This is a genomic window from Roseateles albus (assembly GCF_028595345.1).
Classification (GTDB): domain Bacteria; phylum Pseudomonadota; class Gammaproteobacteria; order Burkholderiales; family Burkholderiaceae_C; genus Paucibacter_A; species Paucibacter_A albus.
Genome location: NZ_JAQQXT010000002.1, coordinates 144,822 through 166,610, shown reverse-complemented (window position 1 = coordinate 166,610; position 21,789 = coordinate 144,822). Strand labels below are relative to the sequence as shown.

The 21,789-nt window shown below is 60.8% G+C and carries 19 protein-coding genes and 1 tRNA gene; 9 read left to right on the top strand and 11 right to left on the bottom strand.

The features are described from left to right. Positions 1-48: 48 nt before the first annotated feature. The gene (locus PRZ03_RS03665) at positions 49-342 is read right to left on the bottom strand and encodes a hypothetical protein (RefSeq protein ID WP_273599079.1); all 294 of its coding nucleotides are present in this window, start codon (positions 340-342) and stop codon (positions 49-51) included. A gap of 143 nt (positions 343-485) precedes the next feature. Here PRZ03_RS03665 and prfB point away from each other — a divergent pair. From prfB to PRZ03_RS03640, 5 genes are all read left to right on the top strand, one after another. Beyond that, positions 486-1,590 (top strand): peptide chain release factor 2 gene (gene prfB, locus PRZ03_RS03660; RefSeq protein WP_263531831.1). Its coding sequence is split into 2 segments (ribosomal slippage): positions 486-566 and positions 568-1,590, totalling 1,104 coding nucleotides; the frame shifts between segments, so codons are not numbered across the junction. Positions 1,591-1,684: 94 nt separating this feature from the next. Next, positions 1,685-4,369: an aminopeptidase N gene (gene pepN / locus PRZ03_RS03655; RefSeq protein ID WP_273599078.1), complete on the top strand. Its 2,685-nt coding sequence runs from the start codon at positions 1,685-1,687 to the stop codon at positions 4,367-4,369. Positions 4,370-4,420: 51 nt separating this feature from the next. Further along, positions 4,421-5,443 (top strand): class 1 fructose-bisphosphatase, encoded by a 1,023-nt coding sequence (locus tag PRZ03_RS03650; protein WP_273599077.1) that lies wholly within the window; start codon positions 4,421-4,423, stop codon positions 5,441-5,443. 15 nt (positions 5,444-5,458) lie between these two features. Next, a tRNA-Thr gene (locus tag PRZ03_RS03645) sits at positions 5,459-5,534 on the top strand. A gap of 441 nt (positions 5,535-5,975) precedes the next feature. Then, positions 5,976-7,133, top strand: a complete 1,158-nt coding sequence (locus tag PRZ03_RS03640) for a PEP-CTERM sorting domain-containing protein (RefSeq protein ID WP_273599076.1) — start codon at positions 5,976-5,978, stop codon at positions 7,131-7,133. Between the two features lie 415 nt (positions 7,134-7,548). On the opposite strand, the gene PRZ03_RS03635 is transcribed toward PRZ03_RS03640, so the two are convergent. From PRZ03_RS03635 to PRZ03_RS03590, 10 genes are all read right to left on the bottom strand, one after another. Then, complete coding sequence (locus PRZ03_RS03635; protein ID WP_273599075.1) at positions 7,549-7,959, bottom strand: hypothetical protein; 411 nt, start codon at positions 7,957-7,959, stop codon at positions 7,549-7,551. Next, positions 7,956-8,393 (bottom strand): DUF5681 domain-containing protein, encoded by a 438-nt coding sequence (locus PRZ03_RS03630; protein WP_273599074.1) that lies wholly within the window; start codon positions 8,391-8,393, stop codon positions 7,956-7,958. Before PRZ03_RS03630 ends, PRZ03_RS03635 begins: the two co-directional genes overlap by 4 nt. An 18-nt stretch (positions 8,394-8,411) precedes the next feature. After that, a complete protein-coding gene (locus PRZ03_RS03625) occupies positions 8,412-9,314 on the bottom strand; it encodes a plasmid recombination protein (RefSeq protein WP_273599073.1) in 903 nt (300 codons plus the stop codon). Next, positions 9,278-9,628 (bottom strand): hypothetical protein, encoded by a 351-nt coding sequence (locus PRZ03_RS03620; protein WP_273599072.1) that lies wholly within the window; start codon positions 9,626-9,628, stop codon positions 9,278-9,280. The genes PRZ03_RS03625 and PRZ03_RS03620 overlap by 37 nt, the downstream gene beginning before the upstream one ends. Further along, positions 9,628-9,861, bottom strand: coding sequence for a hypothetical protein (locus tag PRZ03_RS03615; protein WP_273599071.1), 234 nt, complete (start codon positions 9,859-9,861; stop codon positions 9,628-9,630). The genes PRZ03_RS03620 and PRZ03_RS03615 overlap by 1 nt, the downstream gene beginning before the upstream one ends. A gap of 178 nt (positions 9,862-10,039) precedes the next feature. Further along, positions 10,040-10,870 (bottom strand): hypothetical protein, encoded by an 831-nt coding sequence (locus PRZ03_RS03610; protein ID WP_273599070.1) that lies wholly within the window; start codon positions 10,868-10,870, stop codon positions 10,040-10,042. Between the two features lie 109 nt (positions 10,871-10,979). Then, positions 10,980-12,323 (bottom strand): tyrosine-type recombinase/integrase, encoded by a 1,344-nt coding sequence (locus PRZ03_RS03605; RefSeq protein WP_273599069.1) that lies wholly within the window; start codon positions 12,321-12,323, stop codon positions 10,980-10,982. A gap of 291 nt (positions 12,324-12,614) precedes the next feature. Further along, positions 12,615-14,192: an ABC transporter substrate-binding protein gene (locus tag PRZ03_RS03600; RefSeq protein WP_273599068.1), complete on the bottom strand. Its 1,578-nt coding sequence runs from the start codon at positions 14,190-14,192 to the stop codon at positions 12,615-12,617. Between the two features lie 93 nt (positions 14,193-14,285). Then, positions 14,286-15,563 carry an HD-GYP domain-containing protein gene (locus tag PRZ03_RS03595; protein WP_273599067.1) on the bottom strand — a complete coding sequence of 426 codons (1,278 nt, stop codon included), beginning with the start codon at positions 15,561-15,563 and terminating at the stop codon, positions 14,286-14,288. A gap of 162 nt (positions 15,564-15,725) precedes the next feature. Then, complete coding sequence (locus PRZ03_RS03590; RefSeq protein ID WP_263531826.1) at positions 15,726-16,415, bottom strand: c-type cytochrome; 690 nt, start codon at positions 16,413-16,415, stop codon at positions 15,726-15,728. Positions 16,416-16,503: 88 nt separating this feature from the next. Here PRZ03_RS03590 and PRZ03_RS03585 point away from each other — a divergent pair, with 88 nt between their 5' ends. From PRZ03_RS03585 to PRZ03_RS03570, 4 genes are all read left to right on the top strand, one after another. Further along, complete coding sequence (locus PRZ03_RS03585) at positions 16,504-17,358, top strand: AAA family ATPase (RefSeq protein ID WP_263531825.1); 855 nt, start codon at positions 16,504-16,506, stop codon at positions 17,356-17,358. 33 nt (positions 17,359-17,391) lie between these two features. After that, positions 17,392-17,628 carry a hypothetical protein gene (locus PRZ03_RS03580; protein ID WP_263531824.1) on the top strand — a complete coding sequence of 79 codons (237 nt, stop codon included), beginning with the start codon at positions 17,392-17,394 and terminating at the stop codon, positions 17,626-17,628. Further along, complete coding sequence (locus PRZ03_RS03575; RefSeq protein WP_273599066.1) at positions 17,625-19,646, top strand: S9 family peptidase; 2,022 nt, start codon at positions 17,625-17,627, stop codon at positions 19,644-19,646. The genes PRZ03_RS03580 and PRZ03_RS03575 overlap by 4 nt, the downstream gene beginning before the upstream one ends. A 447-nt stretch (positions 19,647-20,093) precedes the next feature. After that, positions 20,094-21,767 carry a ShlB/FhaC/HecB family hemolysin secretion/activation protein gene (locus PRZ03_RS03570; protein WP_273599065.1) on the top strand — a complete coding sequence of 558 codons (1,674 nt, stop codon included), beginning with the start codon at positions 20,094-20,096 and terminating at the stop codon, positions 21,765-21,767. Positions 21,768-21,789 lie beyond the last annotated feature (22 nt).

Here is a 21,789-nt window from a genome sequence, read left to right as displayed (position 1 = left end):
GACTCTGGACGGATCTGAACAGCTCTGATTGGATCTGATGTGTGGGCTTCACTGACAAAGCGCCACGCCCACGCTCAAACAATGGCGCAGCTTGAGCCCGGTCGCGAGCAGCCACAACAAGGCCAGGGCCGCGGCCAGCAGCCAGCGCTGGCACGGCTCTGGGGCCTCAGGCAGCAGCCGGCGCACAGGAGCCAGCAAGGGCGCGATCAGCCATTGCAGCAACTGGTACACAGGGTTGCGCGCCAGCAGCTGGGGCACCAGCAAGGCCAACAAGGCCTGCGCAGCCAAGACCATCAAGGCGATCTCGGCCCACATTTTCACGGTGGTGATGAGCATCAACATGGGCGCCAGTGTGCCGCAAGCCCGGCCGATGCAACAGCTTGAAAGCCCTGATGCGCCGGCCGTGTGAAAATAGCGAACTCTGGACGGTCGAGAATTGCTGCACTTCAGCGCATTCAGTCGACCGGTGCCGCAAGGAAAAGAACATGGACATCGAACACATCAACGCCATTGGCGTCTCCCTGAACGATCTGACAGCGCGGACCGCCGCGCTAAGGGGGTATCTTTGACTACGACCGCAAAGCCCTGCGCCTGAACGAAGTCAATGCTGCGTTAGAAAACCCCAGCGTCTGGAACGAACCCAAGCGCGCCCAGGAACTGGGCAAGGAAAAGCGCACGCTGGAGAACGTGGTTGAGACCATCAATCACCTGGAAAGCAATCTCGCCGACAACCTCGAATTGTTCGAGATGAGCAAGGCCGAGGAAGACTTTGACGGTTTGACGGCCATCGAAGGCGACGCGGCCAAACTGCAGGAAACCGTCGAGCAGATGGAATTCCGCCGCATGTTCAACAACCCGGCCGACCCGCTGAACTGCTTTGTCGACATCCAGGCCGGAGCCGGCGGCACCGAGGCCTGCGACTGGGCCAGCATGCTCTTGCGCCAGTACCTGAAGTACGCCGAGCGCAAAGGCTTCAAGACCACGCTGGAAGACGAAACCCCGGGTGATGTGGCCGGCATCAAGAGCGCCACCATCAAGGTCGAGGGCGAGTACGCCTTTGGCCTGTTGCGCACCGAAACCGGCGTGCACCGCTTGGTACGCAAGAGCCCCTTCGACAGCTCGGGCGGGCGCCACACCAGCTTTGCCTCGCTGTTTGTCTACCCCGAAGTCGATGACTCGATCGAGATCGACATCAACCCGGCCGATGTGCGCACCGACACCTTCCGCGCTTCCGGCGCCGGCGGTCAGCACATCAACAAGACCGATTCGGCCGTGCGCCTGACCCACATCCCGACCGGTATCGTCGTGCAATGCCAGGACGGTCGCAGCCAGCATGGCAACCGCGATGTGGCCTGGAAGCGCCTGCGCTCGCGCCTGTACGATTTCGAGATGCGCAAGCGCATGGAAGAGCAGCAAAAGCTCGAAGACACCAAGACCGATGTAGGCTGGGGCCATCAGATTCGCAGTTATGTGCTGGATCAGAGCCGCATCAAGGATTTGCGCACCAATTACGAGACCTCGGCCACGCAGAAAGTGCTGGACGGCGACCTCGACCCTTTCATCTCTGAAAGCCTGAAGCAAGGCGTCTGAGCCTAGGACTCAAGTACTTCGCTCTGAACCCCTCAATGACCCCGCGCTGTTTGCGGGGTTTTCATTCCATCAAGCCACCCCAAGGATGCCCGCCATGCGTGAAGGCACTGCCAACCTGATTCGCCGCGAAGACTACCAAGCTCCCGCGTTCTGGATTCGCACCATAGACCTGACCTTTGATCTGGACCCCGCCAAGACCCTGGTGACGGCCAAGATGGCGCTGGAGCGCAACCGCGACGTCGCCCATGGCCCGCTGCGCCTGCACGGCGAGGCGCTGAATGTGCTGCGTGTGTTGATCGACGGCGAAAGTGTCTCCTTCCGCCAGGACGGTGATCAGTTGGTGATCGACAACGCGCCCGACGCCGATTTCGCCTTGGAGTTGCGCAACACCTGCGCGCCCGACAAGAACACCACGCTGAACGGCCTCTACACTTCGGGCGGCAGTTTCTTCACGCAGTGCGAGGCCGAGGGCTTCCGCCGCATCACCTACTTCCTGGACCGCCCCGATGTGATGGCCGTCTACACCGTGCTGCTGCGCGCCGACAAGGCCAAGTACCCGGTGCTGCTGTCGAACGGCAATCTGCTGGAAAGCGGCGACCTGCCGAATGGCCGCCACTTCGCCAAATGGCATGACCCCTTCCCGAAGCCGAGCTATTTGTTCGCGCTGGTGGCGGGTGACTTGGTGGCGCGTGAACAGCGCGTGCGCACGCGCGCCGGCAAAGATCATTTGCTGCAGGTCTATGTGCGTCGCGGCGACCTGGAGAAGACCGAGCACGCGATGAACTCGCTGATCGCCTCCATCGTCTGGGACGAAGCGCGCTTCAATTTGCCGCTGGATCTGGAGCGCTTCATGATTGTCGGCGTGTCCGACTTCAATATGGGCGCGATGGAAAACAAGGGCCTGAACATCTTCAACACCTCGGCGCTCCTGGCCTCGGCGGCTACTGCTACCGACGCCGACTTCGGCCGCATCGAGTCCATCGTCGCGCATGAATACTTCCACAACTGGACCGGCAACCGCGTCACCTGCCGCGACTGGTTCCAGCTCTCGCTGAAAGAAGGCCTGACCGTCTTCCGCGACCAGGAATTCAGCATGGACATGGCCGGCAGCGCCTCGGCCCGCGCAGTTTGCCGCATCCAGGACGTGCGCAATCTGCGCGCCGCGCAATTCCCCGAGGACTCCGGCGCCATGGCCCATGCTGTGCGGCCAGACAGTTATGTGGAAATCAACAATTTCTACACGACGACGATTTACGAAAAGGGCTCGGAAGTCGTGCGCATGTACCAGACCCTGGTCGGGCGCGCTGGCTTCGAGGCCGGCCTCAAGCTCTACTTCGAGCGCCATGACGGCCAGGCCGTCACTTGCGATGAGTTTGCCGCTGCGATCGCCGATGCCAACCCTGGCTCGGCTCTGACGACGCGGCTGGGTGCCTTCAAGCGCTGGTACTCGCAGGCCGGCACGCCTCATGTGCAAGCGCGCGGTGTCTACGACGCTGCCGCCCAGACCTACACCTTGACGCTGACGCAGCACTCACGCGCCACGCCGGGTCAGCCCGAGAAACTGCCGCAGGTGATTCCGGTCGCCATGGGCCTGCTGAGTGCCGAGGGTCAAGCCTTGCCTCTGCAGTTGCAGGGCGAAGCCGCCGCTGTCGGCAGCGACCATGTGTTGGTGCTGGAGCAGGCCGAGCAAAGCTTTGTCTTCATCAACGTCAGCACAGCGCCGGTGCCCTCGCTGCTGCGCGACTTCTCCGCCCCGGTGATTCTGGACGACGGCCTCAGTGACGCTGATCTGCTGGTGCTGCTGCAGCATGACAGCGACGCTTTCAATCGCTGGGAAGCCGGCCAGCGCTTGGGGCTGAACCGCATCCTCGCCGCGCTGCACAGCGGCACCGCGCTGCAACTCGATCAGGCCTACTTGGATGCGATGCGCGCCCTGCTGCGCCATCCACAGCTGGACGCCGCCTTCAAGGAACTGGTGCTGACCTTGCCGGGTGAAGGCTACATCGCCGAACAGCTCGACATCGTTGACCCGCAGGCCATTCACGCGGTGGTCGATTCCGCCCAAATGCAATTGGCCGCCGCGCTGCGCGATGACTGGATCGGCGCCTTCGAGGCCAACCAGGTCAAGGGCGGCTACTCGCCGGACCCGGTCTCCAGCGGCAAGCGCGCGCTGGCCAATCTGGCCTTGAGTATGTTGGTGATGGACGCTCCGCGAGTGCAAGACACGGTCTGGCCCGGCCGCGCCTATCAGCGCTTCAAGGATGCCGGCAATATGACCGACCGCCTGGGTGCCCTGACCGCCTTGGTCAATGCACACGCCGAGCTGGCCGACAGCGCGCTGGAGCGCTTCCACGAGCTATTCAAGGACGACCCGCTGGTGGTGGACAAATGGTTTGCACTGCAAGGCCGCGCGCCCGAGCAAGACGGCAAGACCTTTGCCCGCGTCAAGCAACTCGCCAAGCATGCCGACTTCACGCTGAAGAACCCGAACCGCGCGCGCAGCCTGATCTTCTCGCTGTGCATGTACAACCCGGCCGCATTCCACCGCGCTGATGCAGCGGGTTATGTGTTCTGGGCCGAGCAGGTCTTGGCACTGGACGCGATCAACCCGCAAATCGCCAGCCGCCTGGCCCGCGTGATGGACCGCTGGAACAGTTTGGCGCCCGCCTACCGCAGCGCCGCGCTGGAGGCGATCCGCCGCGTCGCGGCCAAGGCCGATTTGTCCAATGATGTGCGCGAGGTCATCAGCCGTGCGCTGGCTTCGGTGACCGCTGCTTGAAGCGCCGCTTGCTAAGCTGTTCAAGTACCTAACTCTGGATTTACCCTCATCATGACCCGACGCATCAGCCTGACCCAATACCTGATCGAACAGCAGCGCCAACATGGCCAAATCCCCCAAGAGCTGCGGCTCTTGATCGAGGTGGTGGCGCGCGCCTGCAAGCGCATCTCCATCAGCGTCACCAAGGGCGCTTTGGGCGAGGTGCTGGGCACGGCGGGCAGCGAAAATGTGCAGGGCGAGATCCAGAAAAAGCTCGACATCATCGCCAACGAGGTATTGATCGAAGCAAATGAATGGGGCGGCCATCTGGCGGCGATGGCTTCCGAGGAGATGGAAGGCATCCACATCGTGCCCAACCGTTATCCGCAGGGCGAATACCTGTTGATGTTCGATCCATTGGACGGATCCAGCAATATCGACGTCAATGTCTCCATCGGCACGATCTTTTCGGTGATGAAAAAGGTCGAAGGCGGAAAAGGCGTATCGGAAGACGACTTTCTGCAGCCCGGCACCGCGCAGGTCGCAGCCGGCTACTGCGTCTACGGCCCGCAGACCACGCTGGTCTTGACCTTCGGCCAAGGTGTCGCAATGTTCACCTTGGACCGCGAGCAAGGCTCCTTCGTGCTGACCAGCGAAGACGTCAAGATCCCCGAGGACACCAAGGAATTCGCCATCAATATGTCGAATATGCGCCACTGGGACGCCCCTGTAACGCGTTACATCGACGAAGCGCTGGCCGGCAGCACCGGGCCGCGCGCCAAAGACTTCAATATGCGCTGGATCGCGTCCATGGTGGCCGATGTACACCGCATCCTGACGCGTGGTGGCGTGTTCCTCTACCCTTGGGACAAGCGCGAGCCGAACAAGGCCGGCAAGCTGCGCCTGATGTACGAAGCCAACCCGATGGCCTTCCTGGTCGAGCAAGCCGGTGGTGCAGCCACCAACGCCCGCCAGCGCATCATGGACCTGCAGCCAACGCAGTTGCATGAGCGCGTTGCCGTGGTGCTGGGTTCCAAGAAAGAAGTCGAGCGCGTCACCGCCTATCACCTGGAAGCTGACCAGAACCGAGGTTAGAATCTTGGGCTTGATGCCGGTGTAGCTCAGTCGGTAGAGCAGCTCATTCGTAATGAGAAGGTCGGGTGTTCGATTCATCTCTCCGGCACCAGAATAGACAAGGGTTAGCAGGTAAGTGACTGCTAACCCTTTTGTTTTTTCTGAACACGATGTAACGGCGGATGTAAGACGATTTTCAGAATCCGGCCACGGTTTTGGCTTGGTGCAGCGTGTCACTATTTGCCTTTTTGGGGTCATGCGGCGGCCGCCTCTCAGACGGAATCTCATCTCTGCCGTGAGACTTCTCAAGCGCAGGACTAAGACAGCGACCTCGCGCCGCTTGCGCCAAGTCGATGCAAATTGCTTATGCCCTGCCCGGTCGGCCGCATCTTTCCGTGTCGCAATTCACATGCGGCCGATTCCGCCCCCCGACATGAGTGGTATCAAAGTGGTTTGAGTCCTTCGACAATTCAACCCATGCCATCCAAACGGTTGTGGGTGGCCCGCTTGACCAAGCCCTTCCTCAATCGGCCATTCAATCCCCAGGTATCTCATGACGTTTAAGCCTTCCCCCTCTGCCGCCCTTTTTGTAAATCACCCAAAGGGCCGCAAGACAGCGAAGACTCGTCTGAGCGGGCAAATCGCCCTTGCGATGGCTACTATTGCCTTCAGCAATTTTGCTGCGGCTGCGTCTTACAAAGCGACTCTGCTGGACACTCTTGGCGGGTTGGCTAGCTCCGCCAACGCCATCAACAATGCGGGCCAAGTGGTGGGTGCTGTCCAATTAAATGCCGTTCATGGCACTCACGCCATGCTCTGGAATGGCACGACTGCAACCGATTTGGGCACCCTTGGCGGAAAAGATAGCTGGGCCAACGCCATCAACAATGCGGGCCAAATTGTCGGTTATGCCTACTTGGAAAATGGGGCTAAACACGCCACGCTCTGGAATGGCACGACAGCAACCGATTTGGGCACCCTCGGCGGAAATGGGAGCGTCGCCAACGCCATCAACAATGCTGGCCAAGTGGTCGGTTCTGCCAGCTCTGAAATTTACTCTCACGCTACGCTCTGGAATGGCACGATGGCGACCGCATTGAGCACAAATAGCTCCGCCAACGCCGTCAACGATGCGGGCCATGTGGTAGGTCGCGGCCCACACTTTTTTGACTTGGGGTATCCAACAGCCACGCTCTGGAAGGGCACGACAGAATACGATTTGGGCACTCTTGGCGGACCATATAGCTCGGCCAACGCCATCAACAATGCGGGCCAAGTGGTGGGATGGTCATCTATGGACAATGGGTCTTATCGCGCCACGCTCTGGAATGGCACGACTGCAACCGATTTGGGCACCCTTGGCGGACAAGATAGCTGGGCCAACGCCATCAACAATGCGGGCCAAATTGTCGGTTATGCCTACTTGGAAAATGGGGCTAAACACGCCACGCTCTGGAATGGCACGACTGCAACCGACTTGAATGCTTACCTCGATGCAAGCGTGGTGGCTGAGGGTTGGGTACTCGTTGAAGCCAAAGGAATCAATGACACGGGTTCTATTGTGGCCAATGGGTTTAACCCCAAAACCTATGAGTCCCGTGGCTTCCTGATGACAGTAACCGCAGTCCCTGAGCCACAAACCTATGCGATGCTCCTCGCCGGTCTTGGCCTCGTCGCTGGCGTTGCCCGTCGGCGCAGCAAGCAGCAGTAATCGCAGGCTTCGGCCTCACGACAGAACCGGCTCAAGTGGCCGGTTTCTTCGTTTATGGGCGGGTGTGCTTGGCGGAGACGGTCTCAGCCGAGTTCACCTATGACAGCATGGTCTGAATATTCGCCAACCCCACATAGAACCCCACAAACGGCAAGCATCGCGGGACGTTCCGGGTGAGCACCATTCCGGCGAATTGCCAAGTGTTTTGCCACGGCGCCTATTCAGCGTGGGGGCAACATTGGGGGCAACTAAGTCCAGAATTGCAGTGCCGTCATAGTTGAATGTGTGTGAGCGTGGCTCACTCGCTAGGCTGTTTAGCCTCGCGCACGCGTGCGGAACGGCGAGGGTCGGCCACCAGCGCCAGCCAGAAACGACAAACCCGGCGCGGTGGCCGGGTCATTGAGGGGCGATGCCGTCAGGCATCAACCGGCACGGAGAAGGGCGCCGGGTAAAGGTCGCAATAGTCTGAGAGAACTTTGTCGAGCGCCAGGACAGATTCGGCCGCCGAATAATCATGGCCGTCTAGTTTGAGTTCAACGCCAACAAGGGCCAATAGAGCGCGGTCGGCGTCGGTCTGCGAGTCGGCCCTTATGCGTCCGGCCATCGCGTGCAACGCCGGCTCATAGGGGGACCCTGGGTCGTCAACCACTTCTACTATTGCGTGCGAGTAATGCGGGCTTGGCTCCATGTGATATTGCCGCAGCCGATGGCCGAGCCCATGCAACAAAACTTGGTGGTATTTGGCGCCGTCGGCGCTGGTTCGGCGGCGCACTGCAACTTGCCGGGCCTCTTGCGCCTCCAGGCGCTTGCGAATGCTCTGCTTCATGGCTGCCCCCTGCCCGATGCGTCGCGAGCCTCCAGGGCGGCCATGCGGCGGTCGATTTCGTCAGCCTCGGTCAACTTCGCCAATGCACCCAGCGACCCCAGCAGCGCGGCCCCTTGACCCGGCGCAAGCTCGCCGGCAGCGACGGCGGCCACCACGGCGCGGCCTTGCTCGGTCAGCGTGCCATCGGGCAGATTGACCGGCGCGGCTTCCTCGGCGGGCTTGATGGCCGGAATCACTCGCTCCAGCAGCAGGCGGGCGGCGCTCACATCGCCGGCCAGGGCGGCAGTGGTCAAGGTCTTGATGATGGCCGGCACATGCTCGGCAATGCCGGCGCGGAACTTGGCAATTTCACCAGCGCCAGCAGGCCGGCCCTTTGGATTGCCAGATTGACCCGGCTTCCAGGCTTGCGGCGGCGCTTTCTTCTTGGTCGTCATAGTCTCTTCTTTCTTTGCTCAAACAGGCGTGGTTGTCGCCACATTGCTGACGCTGGAATTTTGCGAACCCTTACACAGGTAAAGGGTTCGGTCATTCAAACCCTTATAGGGTTCGTCACTTTCCGGCTTTTGGCTTCCCTTGCCCTTGCTTGTGAAAATGGCCGTCATAGAACGCAGTTTCTTGGGCTTGCTGGCGCTGATGGCCTCCAGTCCCAAAAGCTCGGCAAACGGGCCAGGAGTGGCCTCGATGCGGTCACGCAGGAGCGGCCAAAGCGCACTTGTCAGAACCGGGTCATTGCGGCGTTTCACTTCAGCCAGGACGGCGGCGAAAGTGGCGGTCTTGCTTGTGCCTACCAACCGGCGCGGATAACGCTTCAACCCGAACGGCACGCAGACCGCTTCGAAAAACTCCTTTTGCAACGTCATCCACTGCGGCGGCGCGACGGCATCGCTACCGGCCATGCGACCACCGATAAGCGGCAGCACCAGCACATGCAGATGCGGCGCGGCCTCGTCACGGTGAACGTCAGCGCTAAGGATGTTGTCGGCTCCGAACTTGTCGGCCAGCCAATGGGCGGCAGCGGCGAAGAATCCGCGCTCGTCGGCGCATTGCCCCGGCGCAAGACTCGCGACAAACTCAAGCGCCCGGACGGCATCCTTCCGCAGCTTGCCGACGCCAGCGCCAGCCATTCGAGCGCGAGCGCGGTCGGCCACATCATCAGGCTTCAGGGGCCCGGCCAGCACCTCATTCAAGCCGGTCAAGCGAGCGTCAATGCTGCCGCCAGCGCCAAGCTCGGCTTGAATGGTGCGCTTGTTGTGCGCGGCGGCAGTGCGGACGATTCCCGAGCCGGTCAGCTTCTTGAAACGCAGTATTGCTCCGACACTCACGAGAGTCCCTCCTTTGCACGCTCGCGCATCCACGCAGTCAACTTGCGGCGGTCAGAATGGGTCAAGTGATAGACGCCCGGAAAGCAATCGAACAGGTCGCGGTCTTTCTTCTTGGCGCGCGTGCAAGGGATGCTTAAACCACGGCGGCGGAGTTCTGCAATCAACTCCGGGCCATTGCTGCAACCGGCCACCGAGTCGACATGCTCGCGGGGCATCGGGCGGGTCAAGAGCGCTTGAATAACGCGCAAGTGACGCTGGTTATCCGTGCCCAGAAACTTGCCGGGCTTAGAATTGCCTTGTTCACAGGCGCTCGTCTTTCCATTCTTGGGGAGGCGGGCGTTCTTCATTACGCCACCCCCAAGATTGACTTGATGCCAGCCACAGGCCACAGCAAGCGGCCAGCATGGCGAACGGGCTTCAGGCGCGGGTCGTAGGACTCATTGCAGGCCATGGCACGCAAGGTCTGCTGTTGGAGCGAGACATGCCATGCGGTAATGCCGGTCGAGACATGCGTACGAGTCTCAAGGTGAAGCGGTACAAAGTCAGCGGGTGCGACCTTGGCGGGGCGGGTTACGTTCATTGCATTTCCAGGTTGCCCCCGCCGAACTGGCAGGGCTGGAAACGCAGAATTAACAGCGGCATTTCTTGCCGCTATGGTGCCGCTATGAGAATCTAGATTCCATGCGGGTTCGCGGGCAAATGCCGCTATGAAATGCCGCTATTGAATGCCGTAGTAGACCGGCATTCCTGAGGGTGGACTACATGCCAAACGCGTTGGGCTCTCTGTTCGCTTCTTGCCATGTGCGTAGAAAAGGCTTCAGAACCGCTTGATAGAGGAACAGGTTATTCAATGTTTGGTATGTGATGCCCCTCTCATTCATCATCATCTTGGCAAAGGCGACCGGGTTCCACTCGTGCTCGATTGGCGCTTCGCGGCGAGCCACCAAAATATGCGGCTTGCCAAGCCACTTCGGCACATCGCTGAATCCCTGCTTCGGCACACCAGGAAGATGCCCGAAAACAGCACGCATTGCGCCACTGCCTAACACCGGCTCGCGCTTCGCTGGCGCAGATTTCATCGGCAAATCAGCGTCAACCTCGGGGGGCTGCGATTCCGGCGCGGTGTCGCAGTGGTATTCAAGTATTTGCTCCAGCGTCCATTTCGTCGCGTATACCGTGTCGCGTGTTACCCGCACCGGCTTGGTGAAAAACCAGCGTTCAATCTGGCTGCCGACGAAATCAGCGCCTTGTTTCAAAAGCTCTTCGGTCGGGCCATTCACCCCCGAATCATTGACGGCGCTTTGAGTTTCAGCTTCCCCGGTCATCCATAGAATTTGAACATCGGAAGGATGCACCACGGCCATGCGCCAGCCCATGCTTGGGAAATACCCAATTCCAAAGTCTTTCTCAATAACCCCTTCTCCGTTCACACACTCGTGAACTTTTGTCTTGGCGTCCCTCGGTGGCGCTGCGCGCAGCGTCAGGTGCAATTTGCAAACAACCTCAAATAGTTCCGAGTCGCTCCATTCGCGGCCAGTCTTGTCACTCAACCACACCAGCGCTTCGGGTAATTTGAAAACGGATTTCATTGGCACCCCTTCAGGTGTCAGCCTTCAAACAGGAGCCCCAGCAAGTCGGTGAAGGAGTCCGACGATTCGACCCGGCTTCGAGGCGGGTCTAGCTGGGGCAAAACCAATATCAGGCCGATGCGACCAGCTTCAAGCCACCAGCGCCAGCGCCAGCGGCGGCAGGGTCAAAGGTAATCCCGGCCTTCTCCAAAATGAACGCCTCTATCAAGGCCAGATAGGGGCGCAGCGCGTCAATCGAGCGCGGGCGGTAGCCTTCAGCCGTGGCGCTCGGCTTGTGGCCCATCACTTGAGCAATCGCGCCGGCAGGAGCCCCGGCAGCTTCGCCTAACAGCGAGAAGGTACGGCGCAGGCCGTGAATCGTCATGTGAGGAATGCCCGCATCCTTCAGCACATCCTCAAGCGGTGCGCGTGGCTCTGTGATGCGGCCGGATGCGCTAAGCGCCGATGCAAACACGAACGGGTTGGCCTTGCCATTCTTCAGCGTGCCGGTGCGTGGCAGGCCGGCCAGCAGCGAAGCCACATAGGGTGACAGCGGAATGGTGCGGGTGTTGTCCACCTTGTCGGCAATGGTCAGCTTCGACCATTGAAAATCCACATCAGCCCAGCGCAGGCCGGCCATTTCTTCGCGGCGCGCACCAGTGAGAACCAAGCATTGCAAATAGGCGGCAGCGGCGCGGCTACGCAACTTGTCGGTGCCGGAAAACCATGCGGGCAATTGGTCAATCTCGATACAGTCGGTGCGCCTGTTCACCTCGGGCAGCACATCGCCTAGTTCACTAGCGCGGGCGGCGGTCTTGTCCACTAGGGCGCGGTAGTCCTTCTTGGTGGCGCACCAGCCAAGAAAGCCCGAGAACATCGCCATTGCGCGACTCGCTTGGTAGGGGCCGGTCTTGGCCTCTTTGGCATACCAGTCACGAATCAGGTCTTGGTCAATCGACGCCAGCGGCAACGCCATCAAGGCACTGAGCCGCCCCGGCTTGGTCAAGCCCTGCCCGCGCTTCTTCGGCACACCGCCCATAGACGCAACGGCCTCAAGGTCGGCGCGATAACCCGGCTTCCAAGCGGTACGGCGCTTGGGCTTGCCCTCGGCCAAGTAGCGCGGCCAAACCTCGGCGACGGTCACGCCCTGCCCCCGGTCGGCTTCGCGCTTCGCAACATCGGCGGCAGTGATGGCGGCCTTCACTTCGCGGGGGTCGCGGCCTTCGTCGATTTGGCGCTGGAGTTCGCGGGTTTTGGCTTGAGCTTCTGGAATGCTCCAGGCGTCAGGGCTCCCGATGGTCACCCGGATGGTCTTTTCCTCATAGCGCCCTTGAAACACATAGGACGGCTTGCCCGCAGGCGTGACCCGCAAGCCAAGCCCCGGCGCGGTCGAGTCCCACATGAAAGCCTGAGCCTTATCGGCGCTGCACTTGAACGCGGCCACCTTCGGAGCCGTGAATTTCACTTTTGCCATGTTGAACCCCCTATTGCTTACATCGGCCAGGATGTAACGACGGATGTAAGCAAATTTCCCATGAACCCATCTGCGTCAATCAACACATGCCCAACCAAAAAACAAGTTAAACCGTTGATTTACATAGATTTCATGGTTAGTGTATCAACAAAGCGAAATACGGGTAAACGCCAATTTTTTGCCATTCGTAATGAGAAGGTCGGGTGTTCGATTCATCTCTCCGGCACCAAAAAACAAAACAAAGCCCAGTTCGAAAGACTGGGCTTTGCTGTTTCTAGCGGCCTTGGGGCTTCAATTCCCCACCGTCACCCAAGCCAACTCAAGCCAGTTGTCGGCCCGGTGCACCATATTGACATTGCTGCGCGCGGCCCAGGGGATCATCTGCCGGTGCAGAGGCAGCACATGGAATTGCTCTTTGTATTCGGTCAGCGCGGCCTTGATCAACTGCTCGCGCTTGGCCACATCGGCCTCTACCGATGACTGAGCCGCCAATGCGTCGAACTTGTCGTTATGCACATTGCCATAGTTGTACAGGCCGACGCCCTTCTCACCGCGGTTGCGAAACACCGGCGTCATGATGGACTCGGCGTCATTGATGGCGCCACCCCAGCCATAAAGGAACAAGCTGGTGTCGAGCTTCTCTAGCTTGGGAAAGAAGGTCACCCGCGGCATCGCCGAAACGCGCACCTTGACCTTGAGCTGCGCCCACATCGCCGCCAAGGCCTGGCAGATTTCTTCATCATTGATGTATCGATTGTTCGGGCAATCAAGCGTGACTTCGAAGCCTTCCGGGTAGCCGGCGTCCGCCATCAGCTTGCGCGCAGCAGCAATGTCAAAGGGGTAGCGTGCTTCCAGCGCTGCATCATTGAAACTCGCTGCCGCCGAAGGCGTCGGGCTGCCGGTCGGTTGGCTCAGGCCATTCATCAGCTTGATGCGCATCGCCTCCACATCGACCGCCTGGTAAAGCGCCTTGCGCACCCGGACATCTTTGAACGGGTTTTTATCCCCGGCCACATTGGCGTAAAGCAGCTTGTCACGGGCCTGATCCATGCCGATGAAGATGATGCGGTTTTCAGGGCCGTCGATCACCTTGACACCGCTGGTATTGCGCAGTCGCGGCACATCGCGGGGCGCCGGGTCGAGCACGAAGTCGATCTCGCCCGAGACGAGCGCCGCCAGCCTTGTCGCGTCGTTACTGATCGGCGTAAACACCACCTCCTGCACATTACCCTCAAACTTGCCCCACCAAGCCGGGTTGCGCTTGTAGACCGTTTTGACGCCGGGTTGGCGCGTTAGCAGTTGATAAGGGCCGGTGCCATTGGCGTTCATGCTGGTGAAGCTTTCCTCCTTGTTCTTGAAGTCCAGCGGTCGCACGGCTCGGTTGGCCTCGGCCCAGGGCTTGCTCATAATCCAGAGCAGGTCCAAATGCTGCAAGAAGATGGGGTTGTAGCTGCTCAACTGAAACTCGACCGTCAGCTCATCAACCTTGCGCGCGGTGCCGACCGCATTGGCGTAAACAGACAGTTGCGAGGTCGGCGCCTTGGCGCGCTGAATCGAAAACACCACATCGTCGGCCGTAAAGGGCCGACCATCATGGAACTTGACGCCCGGGCGCAGCTTGAAGCGCCACAACAGGGGTGAGACTTGCGTCCATTCGGTGGCCAGACCTGGCGCGATATTCAGTTTGCGGTCACGCCGGGTCAGGCGCTCATAGACCTGACCGTTGACCATATTGGTCATGCTTTCGTTTTGCGAATGCGGGTCCATGGTCTGCGGGTCACCCTGGCTGGCCCAACGCAAAGTCTGCGCCTGGGCAGGGCTCAGCTGAACCGCAGACAGCAGAACAAGTGCCGCTATTTTCTTCAACATTTCCGATATCTCCCGCCGATGAGTGCTGCGCTGAGTTTAGGCAGGCTGCACAGGCAAGGGGCTCGGGGTAAACCTATGGGAGGCGGCGCTATGTCAAGCCTTGCGCCAAATCTCATCCAGATGTGTAAAGCCCCAGTCCTGCGGGGACTCGCGCCCGATGACTCGGTCACTCACGGCCGCATCGGAAAGATCAAGCGTTTGCACCGAGATGGGCAGCTTGGAGCGGGTGGAGTAGAACACGCGCACCACGGGTGCGGCCAAGTTCTGAGAGTTCAAATCCAGCACCACCGCCAGCCGGCCCGACTCCAGCTTGACCAAACTGCCGACCGGGTAGATACCCACGCACATCACGAAAGCTTTGAACACCACAGGATCAAACTGCCCCGTCCATTGCGCCATGCGCTGGATCGACCCGGCCGGGTCCCAGGCCGCCTTATAGGGCCGGGTCGAGGTGATCGCGTCATAGACATCGCAGACCGAACCCATACGCGCCAGCAAGCTGATCTGCTCGCCCTTGAGCTTTTGCGGGTAACCGGTGCCGTCCATCTTTTCATGATGGTGCAAGCAGACATCAAGCGCTGCGGCGGACACACCGCCGCTCTCCTTGAGCATTTGATAGCCCCGCACCGGGTGCGAGCGAATCACGGTGAACTCGGCGTCACTCAAAGCGCCGGTCTTGTTCAAAATCTCCAGCGGCATGGCCATCTTGCCAATGTCATGCAAGAGCCCGGCCAGGCCCGCCTCACGGGCCTGATCCTCATCCAAGCCGAGTTGCCGACTCAAGGACACCATCAAGGCGCAAACGGCAACCGAGTGCATATAGGTGTAGTCGTCCTTGGTCTTGAGCCGCGCCAAGCTGATCAAGGCCGAAGGGTTGCGAGCAACCGAATCGGCAATCTCCACCACCAAGGGCTGGCATTCCTCGCTATTGATCGCGTTGCCCATGCGCGCCTCGCCGAACAGGGCCGTGATCTGCTCGCGCGAGCGGTTCATCACCTGCGTGGCCTGCTCCATCTCCGCGCCCATGCTGGCGCGAGCCGGTCGCGCTTGCTGCTTGGGCGCGACTATCGTTGGAGGGCCGGGCGGCTCGGGCTCTGGCTCGGGTTCTGGCACCTGCTCTGCGGATAAGTCCACCGGCGCAGAGACCGCTGCAGCCGCCGGCTCAGGCGAGCCCGGCTCAGCGAGCAGATCCGTCCCCTTGCTGACATCGATCCATACCGCCGGCACGCCGCTCCTCAGCAAGGCATCCAAATCGGCCTGGTCCCGCAACACAAACTTCGTCTTCCAAAAAGGATGCGATAGCCAGGAGCCCTCCATCGACTGGAGAAACATGCCCAACTCGACCTGCTGGGTGGGTATCTTTTTTAGCATCTCTGGCCCAAACGACTCATTGAGGAGTCAACGCTTGAGTATCTGCCCTGCGCGGCATTTTGCACTTGGCAATATGCATAAAAAAAGCCGCCATTTAGGCGACTTCTTTGCGTTTTGGCCCTGCGCAGTCGGCGGGCCAAAAGGAGTTTGAGCTCGCTTAATTCAGCGGAACTTGTTCTGTGGCACGGTGCGCAGTTCGCTCGGTAAAGAAGCCAGGTAATTGGCCATGGCCTTCAACTCGGCATGGCTGAATTGCTTGACTTGGCCCGCCATGATGGCGTTGCCGCGACCATACACTGCCTTGCCTTCGACCTGGTAGGACTTCAGGGCCACATACAGATAGTCAGCATGCTGACCAGCCAGCTTCGGGTAAGCGCCGTCGATAGGCTTGCTGAAGTTAGCACCGTGGCAAGACGCGCAGGCGCCCTTGCTCAGCAGCTCGGCTACTTGCGCGCTCGGCGGTATGACGGCCTCTGGCACTGCGGCCACGCCGGCTTGCTTTTCGTAAAAAGCGGCGACTTCAGCCATGTCGCGCTCGCTCATGCGCTGAGCGATGCCGCGCATCGTGGGGTGCTTGCGCTCGCCCTTGTTGTAGGCATTCAAAGCGGAGACGATGTACTGCGCATTTTGCCCAGCAATCATTGGCACCTTGTGAATCTCTGGAAAACTGGCTTGGTAACCAGGAATGCCGTGGCAGCCGATGCACATGGCTACCTTGGTTTGCACGGAGACTTTGCCGTCAGTCTTGGCTTGGGCATCGGCCGGGGCCTGAGCTTGGGCCTGGGCATGAACGGAGGCGCTCGCGCAAAGGGAAGCGGCCAAGGCGATCGAAATCTGCAGCAGTTTTTTCATAGTCCCAGGTGTCGTGTTCTGAATCCGATCGGCATTATAGAGGCCGCCTCTATACTCATTCGACCCAATCTACTGTTTGATTTAAACCATGAAATTTGCAGGTTCGGACCAATACGTTGCAACCGCCGACTTGATGTTGGCCGTCAACGCCGCCGCCACGCTGCAGCGCCCGCTGCTCGTCAAGGGCGAACCCGGCACCGGCAAGACCATGCTGGCCGAAGAAGTGGCCGCCGCTTTGGGCATGCCCTTGCTGCAATGGCATATCAAATCGACCACCAAGGCGCAGCAAGGCCTGTACGAGTACGACGCTGTCAGCCGCTTGCGCGACAGCCAACTCTCCGGCATTGAAGGCGCCGAGAAGGTCAAGAACATCGAGAACTACATCGTCAAAGGCGTGCTCTGGCAGGCTTTTGAGTCCGATCGGCCGGTCGCGCTCTTGATCGACGAGATCGACAAGGCCGACATCGAATTCCCCAACGACTTGCTTCGAGAGATCGACCGGATGGAGTTCTATGTCTACGAAACCCGTCAGCTGATCAAGGCCAAGCATCGCCCCTTGGTCTTCATCACCTCCAACAACGAAAAAGAACTGCCCGACGCGTTTTTGCGCCGCTGCTTTTTTCACTACATCAAGTTCCCTGACCCGGCGACGATGCAAGCCATCGTGGATGTGCATTTCCCCGGCCTCAAGAAGGAACTGCTTGCGGCCGCACTGAAGACCTTCTTCGAGGTGCGCAATCTGCCGGGCCTGAAGAAAAAGCCCTCTACGTCGGAGCTGCTGGACTGGCTGAAGCTGCTACTGGCCGAGGACATCCCCGTCTCTGCGCTGCAAAGCCAGGACGAAAAAATCAGCATCCCGCCGCTGGTCGGAGCCTTGCTCAAAAACGAGCAAGACCTGACCCTGTTCGAGAAGCTGCTGCAAATGCAGCGCCATAACCGCTAAACCAAGCGGCCCATTCACCAGCCATAACTGACCATGACCTCACCCCTCAAACGCGCTGCTTTCGAAGGTCTTGCCGACGCAGCCGGCTTCGTGCTCGGCGCCTTGGCCGGCTGGCAAGTCGGCATCGCTTTCGGCTATGACTTCATCAACACACCCGGCTGGGGGCTGCCGCAATTGACAGGCCTGCTCTTCATCGTGCTGGGCTGTGGCGTCGGACGCATGGCCTTTCGTCACCTTTTGGCCAAATTCTTACGCTCGGACGCACCATGAGCAAAACCCGTAAATTTGATGTTGACGCACTCTGGCAAATCGAGCGGGTCGGCGCGCCCAGCCTGTCGCCCGATGGTGCCCAAGCGGTGGCCAGCCTGTCGCAGTTCGATATGGCAGAGAACAAGAGTCGCTCCAGCCTGTATCTGCTGTCTACGCTGGGCGGCGAGCCGCGCCGCTTGACCAGCGCCGGCGACAAAGACGGCGCGCCGCAGTGGAGCCCGAGCGGCGAGCAGATCGCATTCGTGGCCAAGCGCGAGCAGGATGGGGTCAAGGACGACGAGCCACAGCTCTATCTGATCGCCCCCGATGGCGGCGAAGCGCGCCGCCTGGGTCAAATCGCCACCGGCGTTGAGGCCTTCAAATGGTTCCCCGACGGCCGCCGCATCGCCTTCATCTCCTGGGTCTGGCCCGAGCTCGAAGGCGCCAAAGCACAGGCCAAGGCGCACAAAGAATTCAAGGCGCGCAAGCAAACCGGCTATGTCACCAGCGAGGCGTTTTACCGCTACTGGGATCACAGCATCCCGATGGGCCGGGTCGCTCATTTGCATGTCATCGACGTCAAAACCGGCAAAACCCAGGACCTGTTCGAGGGCAGCGGCTTTGAGCTCAGCCGCGCCGACGCAGGCAGCGAATGCTTCGGCATCGCGCCCGATGGCCGCAGCATCGTATTTGCCTTTGATCCGGCGCCCGAGAAGAAGGTCGGCAATTGCTTTGCGCTGGCCGAGCTAACGCTTAAATCGGGCGGGAAGTCAGGCGAATTTCGCACCCTCTTGCAAGACGCCGCTTGGGACTTTGGCGCGCCACGCTATAGCCACGGCGGCCAGCATCTCGCCTTTTTGGCCAGCAACCAAGGGCTCAAGCACACGATGCCGGCGCAGCTGGCGGTGCTGGATACCCACGGCCAATGGGCAGTGGTGTCGGCCGACTGGGACCGTGAAGTCGCCGCGCCGCTGAATTGGGCCGAAGATGATTTGTCGCTGCTGTTCTGCGCCGAGCAGGCCGGCCGTCGCCATCTTTGGCGCTTCGACCTGCCCACCGCCTCGGCCGCAATCGAGTTCGAAGGCGGCCACGCAACAAGCTTCGCGGCCGCTGCGGGCGTGATCGTCGTCAACCACGACAGCATTCACTTCCCTCCGCGCTTGTCCGTGTTGGATGAAGAGAAGAAAGCGCAGCGCATCGAGTCCTTCAACATCGACTTGCTGGCGGCGCACAAATTCTCCAAGATCGAAGAAGTCTTCTATGCCGGCGCGCAGGGCGAGCAGGTGCAGATGTGGCTGGCCTACCCGCCCGGCTTCGACGCCAAAAAGAAATACCCGGTCATGCATCTGATCCACGGCGGCCCGCACACCGCCATGGGTGACAGCTGGCATTGGCGCTGGAACCATCAGTTATTCGCCGCCGAGGGTTATGTGGTCGCCGCCGTGAATTACCACGGCAGTTCCAGCTTCGGTCATGCATTTCTCGACTCGATCACGCACCGCTGGGGCGAGCTGGAGTTGCAAGACATCGAGGCCGGCACCGATTGGATCTTGAAGAAGCCTTGGGCCGACAAAGGCCGCATTTACGCCACCGGCGGCAGCTACGGCGGCTTTATGGTTGCATGGATGAATGGGCATGTGGAGCCTGGGCGTTACCAAGCCTATATCTGCCACGCCGGCTGCTTCGACTGGCAAGCCATGTATGCCGACGATTGCTACACCTGGCATGTCAAAGAGCTGGGCGCCAACTACTGGGTCGACCCGGCCAAAATTGCCGCCCAAAGCCCGGTCAACTTCGCCCAGCATATGCGCACGCCCACGCTGGTCATCCACGGTGCGCTGGACTACCGCGTGCCCGACGCGCAGGGCCTGGCCTACTACAACACGCTCAAGGCGCGCGGTGTCGATGCACGCCTGCTGTGGTTCCCGGATGAAAACCATTGGGTGCTGAAGCCCCAGAACAGCAAGCTTTGGTACGGCGAGTTTTTTGATTGGCTCAAGCGTCACGGCGGCAAAGGTGGGCGCGTCCACAAGGGCTGAGCGCACCACGCCTTCTCACGCACATACCCAGCGCGCCCTTCCCCCATCGCCCTGCCCCGCAATTTGCGGCGCAGGGCGTTTTTTTTGCGTTGCAGGCCATAGTGCGGACTCAGCAAGGGCGAAAAAGGATCAAGAAGACGCCCCAATATCGCCGCTCAAGTGCCTTGCTGCGCGGCGACGATATGGTGATGCACGAATAGCCTCGGCGCGACTTAATTCAGCCCGGGGCGAGTCGACCGAACCCTCAGATTTCACTGCCAGGACAAGGCGCCCATGCCAGCTTCGCACCGCACATCAGTCGTCTTCCAGCGCCCTCGCTCTCAAGAAACAGAGCGCCGGGCCGCTCCCAAGTTGTTTCTTCTCCCCCTCGCGGGGCCTGGCGCGCAGCGACAGGTCTGGGGGCGCTCACGAGCAGGTCAACCCGCCCACTTCTGCTGGGTTCGCCCCTTGCATCTGGCTGCCATGCTGGCCTTGCTACCCAGTTCGCTATGGGCGCAAACCCCACCCGACGCTGGCAGCCTGCTGCAACAACAACGACAAATAACTCCGCCCCAGCCGCAGCGCGGCGATAGCCCGCGCCTGAACCAGCCGCAAGAGCTGCACCTGGATGGCGGGCGACAGGTCCAAGTCGCCCGTTTCGAGTTGCGCGGCAATCAGTTGCTTGACAGTGCCACACTGCAAGCTGCTCTCAGTCAATACCAGGGCCGCACCCTTGGCTTAGCCGACCTGCAGCGCGCCGCCGCCGCCGTTGCCGAGGCCTACGCGCGGGCGGGTTGGCTGGCTCGTGTCTACCTGCCGCCGCAAGACATCACCGAAGGCGTGATCCTCTTGCAAGTCGATGAAGCCCACTTCGGCAAGGTGCTCCTCGACAAGCCCGCCAGCGGCCTGCGCTTTGACACCGACCGCGCCACGGCCATGATCGCTGCGCAGCAGGCCAGCGGCGCGCCGCTGCGCCTGCCGGCGCTTGACCGGGGCCTGCTGCTCTTGAGCGACCTCCCCGGCATCAGCAGCACCGGCAGTTTGGTCGCTGGCAGCCAGCCGGGCGAGACCGATTTGCTGATCAAGCTTGCCGATGGGCCGCTTCTTTTGGGAGACGCCAGCGCCGACAACAGCGGCAGCCGCTCCACTGGTGCCGAGCGCGTCAATGCCGGACTGAGCCTGAACGGACCGCTGGGGCTAGGCGACGCCTTGAACGGCCAACTCAGCCACACTCGGGGCAGCGACTACGCCCGCCTGGCAGGTTCCGCCCCCCTGGGCCTGCAGGGCTGGCGCGCCGGCGCCAACGCCTCGACCTTGCGCTACCGTTTGGTCGGGACCGACTTCGAAGCGCTGAACGCCAAGGGCAAGTCCAGCACCTGGTCGCTGGACGCCAGCTTTGCGGCGCTGCGCAGCCGGGAGCGCAATCTGTCAGTGCAGTTCAGCTTCGAGCACAAAGACTTTCGCAACGAAGCCAATGGCAGCGTCGGCAACGACTACCGCTCTCGCCTTGCCTCCGCCGGCGTGAGCGGCAATTTGTTCGACGACTGGGGTGGCGGCGGAGCCAATGGCGGCGGCCTGTTGCTCAGCCAAGGGCGCCTGAATCTGCAAGGCTCACCCAACTTTGCCGCCGACGCGAATGGCCCCAAGACCCATGGCAGCTTCACCAAGCTGCGCTACAGCTTCAGCCGCCAGCAAGCGCTCAGCTCCAGGCTGACCGTCTTTGCAGCAATTGCCGGACAAACCAGCGACCGCAACCTCGATTCGTCCGAGAAGTTCTACCTCGGCGGTGCGCAAGGCGTGCGTGCCTACCCCAGCAGTGAGGCCGGCGGCGCGCGCGGCCACATCATCAATTTAGAGCTGCGCGGGCAGCTGCCCGCGGATCTGCGCGGTGTGCTGTTCTATGACCGCGGGCAAGTGCAGATCAACGTTGATAACAGCTTTGCTGGTGCACCCAAGGTCAATCGGGCGACGCTACAAGGCGCCGGCCTGGGCCTAGCTTGGACGGGCCCGCGTGCGCTCGACCTTAGGTTCACCGTGGCGAGCCGTATCGGCAGCAACCCGCTGGCCAACGCGGCCGGCCTAGACCAAGACGGCACGCACAAGCGCACACGCGTCTGGCTGCAGGCCAGCCTTCCCTTCTGACGCACTCCCAGCCTTTGCCCAG